The organism is Gemmatimonadaceae bacterium, assembly GCA_019637445.1.
In the GTDB taxonomy this organism is placed as follows: domain Bacteria; phylum Gemmatimonadota; class Gemmatimonadetes; order Gemmatimonadales; family Gemmatimonadaceae; genus Pseudogemmatithrix.
The window spans coordinates 1,089,564-1,102,259 of the sequence record JAHBVS010000001.1 but is presented as its reverse complement, the minus strand read 5'-3'; the positions used below and the strand labels follow the sequence as shown (position 1 = coordinate 1,102,259).

The window sequence follows — 12,696 nt, the reverse complement described above, 5'->3', positions numbered from 1 at the left end:
CGCTCACATCCGGTTCGCTGCGTAGCTTGAGGCATGAGCTCGAACCGAGTGCGGGAGACGCTGTTGCGCGTCCTCATCATCCAGGCCGTGGCGCTGCTGTTGCTGTGGGCGCTGCAGTCGCGCTACGCGGGCTAGCCGATGCATTGGATCAATTGGCTGGTCGTCGTGGCGTATCTCCTGTGGGTGGTCGGCGACGGCATGCGCCGCTCGCGTGGCGCCACGAACATCCAGGCCTACTTCCTCGCCAATCGCTCGCTGCCGTGGTGGGCCGTCGGCCTCTCCGTCATGGCCACGCAGCTCTCGGCCATCACACTGATCGGCACCACGGGGCAGGGTGCCACGGACGGACTGCGCTTCGTGCAGTTCTACTTTGGCCTGCCGTTGGCGATGGTCATCCTTGGCGTCACGCTGGTGCCATTCCTGCACGGCGCCAAGGTGTACACGGCCTACGAGTATCTCGAGCGGCGCTTCAATCCCGCGACGCGCTCGTTGACGAGCTTCCTCTTCCTCTGCTCGCGGGGGATGTCGGCGGGCACGATCATCGCCGCGCCGGCGGTGATCTTCTCCGCCGTACTCGGTTGGGACCTCTGGCTGTCGGTGGCCATCATCGGCGTGCCGACAATTGCCTATACGGCGGTCGGCGGCGTGGGCGCGGTGACTTGGGCGGATGTGAAGCAGATGTTCGTGATTGTGCTCGCGCTGCTGGGAGTCGTCGCCGTGCTCGTGCTCCGGATGCCGGTGCCGATGGATGATGCCCTGATGATCGCCGGTGCGACCGGTCGCATGCGCGTGTTCGACTTCTCGTTCAACATCAACGAGACTTACACCTTCTGGTCGGGCATCATCGGCGGGACCTTCCTGATGCTCTCGTACTTCGGCGCCGACCAGAGCCAGGTACAGCGCTATCTCGCCGCGCGCTCCGTGGACGAGGCCCGCAGCTCGCTGCTGATGAGCGCGTATTGGAAGATTCCGCTGCAGGCGCTGGTGTTGCTCGTCGGCGTGTTGATCTTCCTCTACTACGCGTTTCAGCCGAGCCCGTTGCTGTGGAATCCCACGCACGACCGCGCGGCGCGTGCGGCGGCGCCAGCGGAGTTCGCAACGCTGGACCAGCGCTACGGCGAGCTGCTGAATCGCCGTCGCGACCTCGCCACCAGCATGCCGGCGCTGCGCGACCAGGGCAACGAAGCCGCCACCGCCGCCGCCCTCGCACGCTTCGCGGACGCCGACCGAGAGGCCGCGGCCGTGCGCGCGGAGGCGCTGCGGCGCGCCGAACAGGTGATCGGCGCGCCGACGCGCGACGTGAACTACATCGTGCCGCGATTCGTCCTCGACCACCTGCCGCTCGGCTTGGCCGGCCTGTTCCTCGCCGCGGTATTGGCGGCAGCGATGTCGAGCATTGCCGCCGAGCTCAACTCCTTGGCCACGGCCAGCGTGGTGGACTTCTACCAGCGATGGTTCAAGCGCGACGGCTCCGATGCGCACTATCTGTTCGCGGGGCGCCTGATGACCGCGTTCTGGGGCCTGTTTGCCTGCGTGGTCGCCACGCGCGCCGCGTCGCTGGGTTCGCTGATCGAGGTGGTGAACCGCTTCGGGTCGTTCTTCTACGGGTCTATCCTCGGCGTCTTCATGCTCGCCATGATTCCCTGGGCGCGTGGCGTCGGGGCGGTGGTCGGCCTGGTGGTCGGCATGTCCACGGTTGCGGCCGTCACATTCGGGGCACCGCAGGTGTCCTTTCTCTGGCACAACGTGATTGGTGCGCTGACGGTCGTGGTGGTCGGCAGCCTTCTGAGCGCGGTGTGGCCACGCGGTGACGCGGCAGCCGTTGATGCGGGAGCGGGTGTGTGAGCGAGAACGTGGGCCGAGACCTCGTGAACTTCCTGAGCAACTGGTTTTTCTCAGGTGGCGGGGAGCGCCTGGTCATCGTCCTGCTCGCGCTGGTGGCGATCGTCGTGGGCGCACGCTTCGCCCGGCACGCGGCGTCCTCGCACATCGGCGATGCGGACCTGCGCTATCGTGTGCGAAAGGCTATCACCTTCGTGGCCGCCGCGCTCGGCATTGCGCTCGTGTTGAGCAGCCTCTCGGGCCGCTTGGGTGGCCTCACCGTCGCCTTCGGCGTGGCCGGTGCCGGCATCGCCTTCGCCCTGCAGGAAGTGATTGCCTCGGTGGCCGGCTGGGTGGCCGTGCTCTTTGGCGGCTTTTACGCACCGGGCGACCGCGTGCAGCTCGGTGGCATCAAGGGCGACGTCATCGACATCGGCATCCTTCGTACGACCCTGATGGAGTGTGGCCAGTGGGTGGATGGCGACCTCTACAACGGCCGCATCGTGCGCGTGGCCAACAGCTTCGTGTTCAAGGAACCGGTCGTGAACTACTCGGCCGACTTCCCGTTCCTGTGGGACGAGCTCAAGGTGCCCATCACCTACCGGTCGGACCGTCACGAGGCGCGCAGCATCCTGCAGAACGTGGCCAACGAGGTTACGCGCGACACCGTGGATGCGGGGCGTCGCACCTGGGCCGCGGTGGTCCGCAAGTACCGCATCGAGGACGCGCGCATCGAGCCGATGGTCCACCTCCGGGCGACGGACAACTGGATCGAGTTCACCGTGCGCTACATCGTGGACTACCGACGTCGCCGCGCGACGCGCGACGAGATCTTCTCGCGTATTCTTGATGCGTTCGATGCCTCCGGTGGGCGGATCCAGATTGCCTCGGCGACATTTGAGCTGGTGGGAGCACCGCCTCTCGCGGTGCAACTGAAATCGGAGCCCCGTTGATGCGCTCACTGTTGCTGGGCCTTGCCCTTTGGGGGGCACCGCTCGTCGCCCAAGAGTCGGACCTGGATGCCGCCCAGGAGTCCCGGCAGGAGATCCCGGGGCGTCCCGTGGACAGCAGCGCCGTCGCGGCGCCGGTCATCGTCCGCGGCGACACGGTCCTGCTCATCACGGCAGCCTCGGGCGCCTTCACGGCCGCCGAGCGCGCCGATGCAATCGAGGCGCGGATGCTGCGCCTCACGCGCGAACGCCTCGACTCGCTGACCTTGGCCGTCGGCGAGCAATCGACGGACATCCTCGCGGGCGACCTCGTGCTGATGTCGGTCACGGAGCAGGATGCGGCCGCGGCCGGCCGATCACGCGCGCAGTTGGCGCAGGCGTACCGCGTCGCACTGTTCGACGAGCTGGGCCGTGTCTCCATCCAGGCAACCCTCAAGGCAATCGCCTTCGGCCTCCTTTGGACACTCATCGCCACGGCAGTGCTGGTCGTGTTGTTGCGCCTGCTGCGGCGTGGGACCGAGCGCCTCGAGACGATGGTCGAATCGCGCCGCGATGGACGCATCCCCGGGGTCCGCATCCGGACCATCGAGCTCGTGTCCGCGCAGAACGTGGCCAACGTCCTGACGGGAACCGTCCGCGGGTTGCGGGTCGTCGGCATCATCACGCTGCTGTACTTCTACCTGCCGCTGGTCCTCAGCTTCTTCCCTTGGACGCAGCGCTACTCGGACAGGCTCGTCGGCTATGTGCTCGACCCCCTGGGACGCGTGCTCGGCGCCATCGCGAACTACCTGCCGAACCTGCTGTTCATCGCCATCATCGTGTTCGTGGCGCGCTACGCGCTTAAGGTCGTGCGGCTGGTCTTCAATGCGCTGGGCAGCGGCACGCTGCACCTCGGCGGCTTCGAGCGGGAGTGGGCAGACCCCACGTACAAGATCGTGCGCTTCCTCATCATCGCCTTTGTCGGGGTGGTGATGTTCCCGTACCTGCCGGGCGCGGACTCCGACGCCTTCAAGGGCGTGTCGCTGTTCCTCGGCGTGCTGGTGTCATTCGGTTCGTCGTCCGCCATTGCGAACATCGTGGCGGGTACCGTGTTGACGTATACGCGGGCCTTCAACGTCGGTGACCGCGTACGCATCGGGGAGACCACGGGCGACGTGATCGCCAAGTCGCTGCTCGTCACCCGGGTGCGCACCATCAAGAACGTGGACGTGACCATTCCGAACGCGATGGTGCTGAGCACGCACGTGCTCAACTTCACGGCGCTGGCGTCCGGACCCGGCATCATCCTGCACACCGGCGTGACGATCGGCTACGATGTGCCGTGGCGACAGGTGCACCAATTGTTGACTGACGCCGCAAAGGCGACAAAGGATGTGCAGGCGGAGCCTGCGCCATTCGTGGTGCAGACGAGCCTCGATGACTTCTACGTGAGCTACGAGCTCAACGCCTACACGGCCAATGCGAAGGCGATGGCACGCGTCTATGGCGAGTTGCACGCGAACATCCAGGACGCCTTCAACGCGGCCGGCGTGGAGATCATGTCGCCGCACTACAAGGCCCTGCGCGACGGCAACGTGGTCACGATACCCGCCGAGCACCTCGCCAAGGACTACGTCCCGCCCTCGTTCCGCGTCGAGTCGACCAGGAACAGTCCGTGATGCGCGCGGTGGCGGTGCTTGCCGTCGCCGCGCTGCTCGCGCCGCCAGCACGGGCGCAGATGCCCGCGCCGCAATCGCCCGAGCCGATCCTCGACTCCATCCTCGCGCGCTGGCGGCAGCCGGGCCTTCGCGTGAACGCGCTCATCCGCGCCTTCGGCGACTACCAGCCCGAGCGCGTCGCGCGTGGCGCGAACGGCTTCCAGGTCTTCGAGGCTCGGCTTGGGATCGCTGGCGAACTCGATGGTGGATGGCGCTATCAGCTGCAGACCGGTGTGACGCGCTCGCCGGCCCTGCTGGACGTGCGGGTTGGCAAGCGGTTTTCCCCGACGTTCCTGGTGGACCTCGGGCGCTTCAAGGCCGACTTCAGCCGCGAGTGGATCCTTGCCATCAGCGACGCGGACTTCGCCGCACGCTCATCCGTAGCACTTGCCCTCGCGCCGGCGCGGCAGATGGGTGTGCAGGCGCGGAAGTCGGCGGCCGGGGGTCGCGTGGAGCTCGCGGCTGGCGCCTTCAACGGCAACGCGACGCACAGCGGCAATGACGACAACGACCTGATGTTCACCGGCCGCGTCGGCGTGTGGCTCGTGAAGCCGACGCGGGGTGTGCAGGGTGGCTGGGAGCTGGCCGTCAATGCGGCAACGAGCCGCGACAGCAACGCCGCGATCGGCAACCTGGTCTCCAGCTACGCGGGCAGCCGGCGCCTGTACGGCGCAGAGACCTGGCGCCGCGGCGAACGGTGGATGTTCGGCGCCGAGTACATCCGCGCGGAGCTCGATTCCGCCGGCGGAACGCGATTCGTTCCCGAAGGTTGGCAAGGCACGCTTGGTTACTCGCTCGACGCGGACGACCAGATCCTCCTGCGCTGGGACGTGCTGCGCGCCGATCGCCTGGCCGGCGACGTCGACGACCTCGTCCTCGGCTGGAACCACTGGCCGACGCGCGCGACGCAGCTGCAGTTCAATTGGTTCGTGCCGCTGCGGGACCACGCACTGGACCGCTACCGAGTGGTGCTCAGCGTGCAGCTGGTCCTCTAGGATCGTCGGCCGGCCACCGGCAGGATATTCATCCGCCCCTGCATAACCCCTGCCGCCCGCGCATAGGCATGCGCCGCCCTTCCGGTCAGCCATTCCGCCAGCGAAGCTCCATCCATGGCAAACATTCGAATCATCGGCGTTCCAATGGACCTCGGCGCGAGCCGCCGCGGCGTGGACATGGGTCCGCGCGCCGTCCGCTATACCGACCTGCGTGAACGTCTGGCCAAGCTCGGCCACGACGTGGACGACGCGGGCAACGTGCTCGTGCCATTCCGCGAGGACGCCGCACGCGGTGCGCAGCGTGGCGCCCGATACCTCGGTTCCATCACGGACGTCTGCGCCGACGTGGCCGCGCGCACGCGGCAGGCGTTGGCCGATGGGCGCATTCCGGTCGTGCTCGGTGGCGACCATTCGCTCTCGGCAGGCAGCATCGCCGGTGCCGCCGCGCATCTGCGCGGCCGCGGTGAACGGCTCGGTGCCATCTGGATCGACGCGCACGGCGACCTGAACACGCCGGGCACCTCGCGCTCCGGCAACGTGCACGGCATGCCGCTGGCCGCCCTGCTCGGCTACGGCGACAAGGCGATGGTCGAGATCACCGGCACGCCGCCGGCGCTGCAGGCCCAGGATGTGGCGCTGGTCGGGCTACGTGACCTCGACACCGCCGAACGCAACCACATCAAGAAGTGGAAGCTCTCGGCCTACACCATGCGCGCGCTCGACGAACGTGGACTGCGCACCGTCATGGAAGAGGCGATCGCACGCATCACGGCCGAGACGGCGGGCATCTGGGTCTCGTTCGACATGGACGTCATCGACCCCGAGGAAGCGCCGGGCGTCGGCACCGCCGTGCCGGGTGGGATGACCTACCGCGAGGCGCACCTTGCGATGGAAGTGCTGGCGGACACGGGGAAGCTCGTGGGGCTGGACCTCGTCGAGGTGAACCCGGTGCTCGACGAACGCAATCGCACCGCTGAGACCGCTTGCGAACTGATCCTCAGCGCGCTGGGCAAGCGCATCCTCTGATTTCCATGACCATCCGCTACGTAGCACCCGACTTTGAGACGGCCGCACTGCGCGGTGCGCCTGCGGCGCGCACGGTGGCCTGCGAGCGCGACGGCGTGCTGCCCGACGGCTTCTTCGCGACGACGAACCTTCCAACGTACGTGAAGGCTGCGGACGGCAAGTGGACGCTGCCCAGGGAGCCGCGGATGGACGGCGTGCTGCTGCGCGGCAAGGATGGAACCTGGTGGGTGCGCGAGGGCCGCCGCGTACGCGCGGGGGACGAGGTCGTCGTTGGCCTCGCCGAGGACGGCAGCGAGGGTGTGCTGGTGCACGCACGCGGCTTTGTGAGCGATCGCGACGTCGACGGCGACTTCCACTTTATGTCGAGCCAGGTCTCGCGTGAGAAGCCAATCGACTACGGCATGATCGCCCGGATGTTGGTGGCCGAGAAGCGACGCGGTGGGCACGTGTTGTGGGTAACCGGGCCGGCGCTGGTGCACTCGCGGGCGCGCGACAACCTCGTCTGGTTCATTCGCAACGGCTTCGTGCAGGCGCTGCTGGCGGGCAATGCCGTCGCGGTGCACGACATCGAGGCCGCAATCGTGGGGACGACGTTGGGGATGAGCAGCGATGGCGAGCCGACCGAAGGCGGCCACGCGGCACATATGCGGGCCATCAATGCCGTGCGTCGGGCCGGCAGCATCGCCGACGCGGTGAAGCAGGGCGTGATCACGGGCGGCATCATGCACGCCTGCGTGGTGGAGGGCGTGCCCTTTGTGCTGGGTGGCTCCATCCGCGATGACGGGCCGCTGCCCGACGTGTTCACCGACGCGGTGGCCGCACAGGAAGCGATGCGTGCACACGCCGTGAAGGCGACGATGGCGGTGATGATTGCCACCGCGCTGCACTCGATCGCGGTGGGCAACATGCTACCCGCGTACTACGAGGATGCGGAACGGGGCTTGGTCGAGTTGCCCACCATTTGCGTGGATGCCAGCGAGTTCCTCGTCAGCAAACTCAAGGACCGCGGCACGCATCAGGCGGTCGGTGTCGTCACCAACGCGCAGGACTTCATGAGCATCCTGCGCGCGGCGGTGGAGCGGGAAGTGCTGGAGGCGGAGGCCTAGGCCGCGAGCTTCGCCGATCCCCAGGCCTCGGGGTCGGTGCTGCGGATCGTCACCGAGGTGTCCACGACGATGTGGTCGCCATCACGGCGAACTGGGTGGCGGTCCAAGCCACGCTCCGCCTTGCCGCCGATCAGCGTGCCTTCCGGCTGGAAGGTGCTCTTGTGCTTGGGGCAGAAGAATCGGCCGTTCTCACCCTGCCATTCGATGTCCGTGCCGCGGTGGGGGCACTCGATGTCGAAGGCGTACACGCTGCCCTGATAGCGGGCAATCACGACGCGGTTGGCCGTATCGATCGTGGCGCCGTCGGCGGTCGGCATCGGAAAGCGCAGTTCATCGCCGACGCGCTCGCCCGTCAGGAAGACGCGCTGCATCGCCTCGAGCCGATCGGCACCAACGCCAACGGCGGCCAGCGCGGCCACGGCCATCAGACTCTCGCGCAGGAAGGCGCGGCGGCCGCCGGTAGGTTCGTCGTGGCAATCGGTGGTGGACAGATCGCAGGGGTCGTGCACAGGGGGCTCCGGTTGGAATTGGGCCGCGGGGGCAGGTTCCAGACTAACGTCCATACCCCGCCGGACGTTCAGGGCCCCGCACGTAAGGGCGAGGGGTAGCGGTCGGATGCACGCGGCGGCATCGTTGGGGAGCGTCACCCGACACCCCTGCACGGAGCCGCTCGTGGCGTTCACTCCAGAGGCGCAGGCCATCTGGGACAAGGTCCCGGAGGCCACGAAGACGAAGCTGCTCGACAGCGGGTTCTGCACGCGCTGCCTGGCCACGCGGCACTTCGACCTGACCGAAGCCGAGTTGCGCGACAAGGAGCTGGCCTTGATCGGCAAGTGCGGGACTTGTGGGGCGCGCGTCGTGCGCCTCGTGGCCTTGAACTGAACGGAGGGACTGCGTCTTGCGCGTGCTGCTCGCACTGATCGCCGTCGGACTTGCTGCGTCGTCGGCCGCGGCCCAGGCGCCGGGCTGGCGGGAAATTGGCAAGACATCGACCGGCAACGCCGTCTATGTCGATCCCGCCAGCATCTCGAAGGACGCCGCGGGCATCATCACCGCCACGGTGCGCGTGGTCTACGCCGAGCCAGTGGATACGCCACAGGGGCCGATCACCGGCTCGCGTGCGGTGGCGATGTTCGACTGTGCCGCCAAGAAGGTGGCGGTGAAGGAGAGCATCATCTGGCACGACGAGCGGCGGGGCACGATCTACCGCCAGAGTCGGCCGGCCAAGCCGGGCTTCGGCCCAGCGCTGACGAGCACCTTCGCGCACGTCGCCATGGAACACCTCTGCGCGGCTGGATAGCCGCGAGCGAGACGCAAACGGGGGCGGGCGCCGGAACCGGCGCCCGCCCCCGTCGCATTCCCAGGGCTCAGCGAATCTCGATGTAACGTTCGAGCCGCGCGACTTCCTGGGCGTTCACGTACTTGCCGATCTCCTGGCGGAACTGCCCGATGCTCCGGTACGGACGGTACTCCCGGAACTCACGCAGCATCCGCGGGCCGAAGCCCGGAATGGTGCGCAGGTCGTCATCGCTGGCGGTATTGAGGTCCATCGGCACGAACACGTATTGCTCCATCCGCGCGACCTCGTCCTCGCCCACATACTTGAGCATCTCCTTCCGGAACTGACCGAGTCCGCGGTACGGCCGGTACTCCAGGAATTCGCGCAGCATCCGCGGGCCAATGCCCGGCACCATCAGGATCTCCTCGCGGGTGGCCGCGTTGAGGTTGATGTGCACGAACAGCTTGACGTAGAGCTCCTTGCGCTGGTCGGCGGCCAGTGTCGGCGCGAGGAAGGCGTCGAAGGCCGTCATCGAGAGGAACGGGCGCGCGGCCACGAGCGCCTTGGCACGCTCGGCGTTCATATGTGGCAGCGCGGCAATCTCGGCCTCGGCGGCCGTGTTGGCCTCCAGCACGCCGAGGGATTTTCCGACCTGTGCGTTGGCGACGAGAGCGGACGCGGCGATCAGGGCGAGACCAAGGAACAACGAGCGGGCAGACATTTCAGGACTCCGACTTGTTGAGAAGTGGATGACGATACGCATAGAGCAGGCCCAGCAATCCGAACTGGATCAATGTTCCGGGCGCGAGGGCGGGGGCGGCGCCACGGATGACTTCCATCCAGAAGGGCAGCCCGACGAGATCCGGTTCGAACTCGCGCTCGGCCTCATAGTTCCCGCCCAGATGCAGCGCCGCACCCGCGACGCCGGCGACAATCAGCAGCAGCATCAGCACCTGCAACGCGCGCAGGCTGGCCTTCGAGCCTGCGGTCCACTGCCAGCCGATGACGAGCAGCGTCAGCGAGAGCAGGGCCAGCGGCACGACTTGGTACGTCTCTTCGTAATGCTCCAGCACCACGAGTTCCCCGATCAGGCCGACGCAGCCGAAGGCCAGGAGCGCGAGCAGGCCGCGGCGCAGCAGCAGCAGGGAATCGGATGAGGTCACGGGTCCTCCGGGAGGTGAGGGCTCACCACAAGTTTGACGTCGCCAGCGCTTGAACGTAAGTGAGGCTTGGCGCAGCTTGGGTCATCACCCTGCCGGAGACTGCGATGGCCCGCCCTTCCCGCCTCTCGGAATCAGAGATTGCCGCACGCCTCGCGACGCTGCCCGGCTGGAGCCGGGCCGGCGACGCCATTACGCGCACGTTTACGTTTGGGGGATTCCCTGACGCGGTGGCCTTCGTGCAGCGTCTGGTCGCACCCGCTGAGGCGCGGGAACACCATCCCGATCTCGACCTGCGTTACAATCGCGTGATTGTATCCTTGTCTACGCACGACCAGGGTGGACTGACCACCTTGGACTTTGAGCTGGCCGCGCTGGTGGATGGCGCGGTGGAGGGGTAGTGGCCATGACTCGAGTTTCCCTCGCGCTGCTTGCCACAGTCTTCGCGACGTCGCTGTCCGCCTGCGGCGACAGCAAGCCGGCGGCTTCAACGCCACGCACACCGGAGCAGCAACGCGCCGTGGACAGCACCATCGGCGCCTCCGGGCTCCCCGGTTCGCGCGGCGTGCAGAACGCGTTGTCGGCCGCCGACTCCGCAGCGGCGCGGCAGCGTCGACTCGACTCCATCGCGAACGCGCCCTAAACGCGTCCCCAGATCGAATCGCGCCGGATCAGTCTCGGCGCTCGAGGTCCCGCAGCCAGATGTTCCGGAACTGCACGGGGTCGCCGTGATCCTGCAGCGCGAGTGGTAGTCGGTCCTCGTGCGCTGCGTAGCTGGCGGCGCGCATGTGCGCCGTCGCACCCTGGAACGCCACGCCGTCGTGCACCAACACTCCGTTGTGGAACATCGTGATTCGCGCGGGTTCGATGACGCTGCCATCGGCCGCGAAGCGCGGACGGCGAAAGACGATGTCGTAGCTCTGCCATTCGCCGGGCGGCCGGCTGGCGTTGACCAGCGGCGGATGCTGGCCGTAGAGCGCAGCCGCCTGACCGTCGGCATAGGTCTCGCTGCGGTACGAGTCGAGCACCTGAACCTCGTAGCGCCCCATCAGGAACACCCCGCTGTTGCTGCGGTTCTGGCCCTCACCGCGCGGCGGGGCCACGGCGCGCCACTCGACATGCAGCTGGATGTCGCCGAAACCATCGGCCGTCGCGATGCTGCCCGTGCCGCGCACGACCTCCAGCGCCCCGTCGACGATGCGCCACTTGGCGGGCGAGCCACCTGCGCTGCGCCAGCGACTCAGGTCACGGCCATCAAAGAGCACGATCGCGTCGGCCGGCGGCGCGGCGCTGGCATCGGCCGCCGCGGGCGAGACGACGGGCGGCTTGGGGCGAGACATCGAGTGCACGTCCCACGTTTGCGCGGCGGCGCTGACGGACAGGCAGGCGAGCAGCCCGGCGGCTCGGCAGAGCGAGAATGGCATCGTGATGGGGATTTCGAAGGAGGTCGTAGCACCACAGGAAATCGACCCGCCGGCACTTCGTCGCGCAAGCAGAACGCGCGGGCGCGGCGCGTGCGCCTCCACCCCTCGCAGCGCCGCCGCTAGCCCGCTTCGCAGCCGAACCGTACGATTGTTGGGCCGCAGTCAACCGCGGCCGCAGGTGGCCCAGCGCCCTCGGTCCGGGATCCTACGCGCCGGAGGTTCCATCGCTGCTGAGCCGACGGTACAACCACACGATGGCAATCAGCGGCAGCACGATGAACACCATCGCCTTGAGCGCGAAGATCGTGATGAGGCCGACCGCCACGAGCAGCAGGATCGGGAAGCCGAAGATGGCCAGCGAGAGCAGCGGCCGTAGGGCAAAGAGGCGGAGAAAGAGAGACAGCACTTGAGGCTCCAGGGAAGGAGTGGCCCGGCGGGGTGCGACGGCCGGAATCCCTACGGTGGCCCGGTTCGGGGAGTGTCAGCGCCGCGGCTCGTACCTGAGCACAACCGCACCCGACCCGAGCTCCACGCGGTCCACCAGCGAGAGGTCGACACTCTTGGAAAGGCCCGCAAACAGGCTCGGCCCGTCCCCCGCGATCCGTGGGTGCACCACGAACTCGTACTCGTCGATCAGGTCGAGTTCGGCGAGTGCCATCGGCAACGTCACGCCGCCCGTGGCGAGGCCCTTGCCCGGCTGCTGCTTGAGCTTCCGCACTGCGTCCGCAAGGTCGCCGCGGATGAGCTCCGCGTTCCAGTCGACCCACGAAAGACTGTTTGACACGACGTACTTTCGTGCGGCGTCGATCGTGTGCGCAAACGGGTCGGTCCACGCTGGCATTTCCACCGTGCGGGTCGAGAGCCGCCACGCGGATTCCATCATCTGGTAGGTGACGCGGCCGAGCAGAAGGGCGTCGGCCCGCGCGATGCCCTCAAGGGCATGGCGATGCGTGTCCTCGGTCGGGATGACGGCGCGGTGATCGCAACAGCCGTCGAGCGTGACGTTGATGGAATATCGAAGGGGGCGATGGTCAGCCACGGCTAGCAGTCCAGGTGAAAGGTCCGAACCGAGAAAGCGGAACGTCTTGACGCCACCTTGACACCCCACTATCCTCCGCCTCACAGTTGAAGCCCGTGGTCATTTGCCGCGATTGCCGCCACGCTAAAGAATGTGCTAAAACGCGATGTGCCCGCGGCGACCCCGTGGGCGTTCTTGTCTCCGGCCGGTCGCCATCGGC

The 12,696-nt window shown here is 67.5% G+C and carries 16 protein-coding genes and 1 riboswitch; of the genes, 10 read left to right on the top strand and 6 right to left on the bottom strand.

What is annotated here, in order from left to right:
- Positions 1-138 precede the first annotated feature (138 nt).
- The 6 genes from KF709_05110 (at position 139) to KF709_05085 (ending at position 7,595) form a co-directional block, all read left to right on the top strand.
- Positions 139-1,845, top strand: coding sequence for a sodium:solute symporter (locus tag KF709_05110; protein MBX3173767.1), 1,707 nt, complete (start codon positions 139-141; stop codon positions 1,843-1,845).
- A complete protein-coding gene (locus tag KF709_05105; GenBank protein ID MBX3173766.1) occupies positions 1,842-2,774 on the top strand; it encodes a mechanosensitive ion channel in 933 nt (310 codons plus the stop codon). The genes KF709_05110 and KF709_05105 overlap by 4 nt, the downstream gene beginning before the upstream one ends.
- Positions 2,774-4,429, top strand: coding sequence for a mechanosensitive ion channel family protein (locus KF709_05100; protein ID MBX3173765.1), 1,656 nt, complete (start codon positions 2,774-2,776; stop codon positions 4,427-4,429). Before KF709_05105 ends, KF709_05100 begins: the two co-directional genes overlap by 1 nt.
- Positions 4,426-5,463, top strand: a complete 1,038-nt coding sequence (locus KF709_05095) for a hypothetical protein (protein ID MBX3173764.1) — start codon at positions 4,426-4,428, stop codon at positions 5,461-5,463. The genes KF709_05100 and KF709_05095 overlap by 4 nt, the downstream gene beginning before the upstream one ends.
- Before the next feature lie 114 nt (positions 5,464-5,577).
- Positions 5,578-6,489, top strand: coding sequence for an arginase (gene rocF, locus KF709_05090; GenBank protein MBX3173763.1), 912 nt, complete (start codon positions 5,578-5,580; stop codon positions 6,487-6,489).
- A 5-nt stretch (positions 6,490-6,494) separates the two neighbouring features.
- Positions 6,495-7,595 (top strand): hypothetical protein, encoded by a 1,101-nt coding sequence (locus tag KF709_05085; GenBank protein ID MBX3173762.1) that lies wholly within the window; start codon positions 6,495-6,497, stop codon positions 7,593-7,595.
- Here KF709_05085 and KF709_05080 read toward each other — a convergent pair.
- The gene (locus tag KF709_05080; GenBank protein MBX3173761.1) at positions 7,592-8,104 is read right to left on the bottom strand and encodes a Rieske (2Fe-2S) protein; all 513 of its coding nucleotides are present in this window, start codon (positions 8,102-8,104) and stop codon (positions 7,592-7,594) included. The genes KF709_05085 and KF709_05080 overlap by 4 nt on opposite strands.
- Positions 8,105-8,267: 163 nt before the next feature.
- On the opposite strand from KF709_05080, the gene KF709_05075 reads away from it, so the two are divergent.
- A complete protein-coding gene (locus tag KF709_05075; protein MBX3173760.1) occupies positions 8,268-8,477 on the top strand; it encodes a hypothetical protein in 210 nt (69 codons plus the stop codon).
- A 22-nt stretch (positions 8,478-8,499) separates the two neighbouring features.
- Complete coding sequence (locus KF709_05070; protein ID MBX3173759.1) at positions 8,500-8,895, top strand: hypothetical protein; 396 nt, start codon at positions 8,500-8,502, stop codon at positions 8,893-8,895.
- A 67-nt stretch (positions 8,896-8,962) separates the two neighbouring features.
- On the opposite strand, the gene KF709_05065 is transcribed toward KF709_05070, so the two are convergent.
- Both KF709_05065 and KF709_05060 read right to left on the bottom strand, forming a co-directional pair.
- The gene (locus KF709_05065) at positions 8,963-9,595 is read right to left on the bottom strand and encodes a hypothetical protein (GenBank protein MBX3173758.1); all 633 of its coding nucleotides are present in this window, start codon (positions 9,593-9,595) and stop codon (positions 8,963-8,965) included.
- Position 9,596: 1 nt separating this feature from the next.
- Positions 9,597-10,037 carry a hypothetical protein gene (locus tag KF709_05060; GenBank protein ID MBX3173757.1) on the bottom strand — a complete coding sequence of 147 codons (441 nt, stop codon included), beginning with the start codon at positions 10,035-10,037 and terminating at the stop codon, positions 9,597-9,599.
- 104 nt (positions 10,038-10,141) lie between these two features.
- On the opposite strand from KF709_05060, the gene KF709_05055 reads away from it, so the two are divergent.
- Together KF709_05055 and KF709_05050 are read left to right on the top strand one after the other, a co-directional pair.
- A complete protein-coding gene (locus KF709_05055; GenBank protein MBX3173756.1) occupies positions 10,142-10,435 on the top strand; it encodes a 4a-hydroxytetrahydrobiopterin dehydratase in 294 nt (97 codons plus the stop codon).
- A gap of 5 nt (positions 10,436-10,440) precedes the next feature.
- Positions 10,441-10,677, top strand: a complete 237-nt coding sequence (locus tag KF709_05050; protein ID MBX3173755.1) for a hypothetical protein — start codon at positions 10,441-10,443, stop codon at positions 10,675-10,677.
- 28 nt (positions 10,678-10,705) lie between these two features.
- Here the strand turns inward: KF709_05050 and KF709_05045 are convergent, their stop codons facing one another.
- From KF709_05045 to KF709_05035, 3 genes are all read right to left on the bottom strand, one after another.
- A complete protein-coding gene (locus tag KF709_05045; protein ID MBX3173754.1) occupies positions 10,706-11,374 on the bottom strand; it encodes a DUF1080 domain-containing protein in 669 nt (222 codons plus the stop codon).
- Between the two features lie 289 nt (positions 11,375-11,663).
- Positions 11,664-11,864, bottom strand: a complete 201-nt coding sequence (locus KF709_05040; GenBank protein ID MBX3173753.1) for a hypothetical protein — start codon at positions 11,862-11,864, stop codon at positions 11,664-11,666.
- A gap of 75 nt (positions 11,865-11,939) precedes the next feature.
- On the bottom strand, positions 11,940-12,497 hold the full coding sequence (locus KF709_05035) for a dihydrofolate reductase family protein (GenBank protein ID MBX3173752.1): 558 nt from the start codon (positions 12,495-12,497) through the stop codon (positions 11,940-11,942).
- Positions 12,498-12,582: 85 nt separating this feature from the next.
- A riboswitch (SAM riboswitch) is annotated at positions 12,583-12,656 on the top strand.
- Positions 12,657-12,696 lie beyond the last annotated feature (40 nt).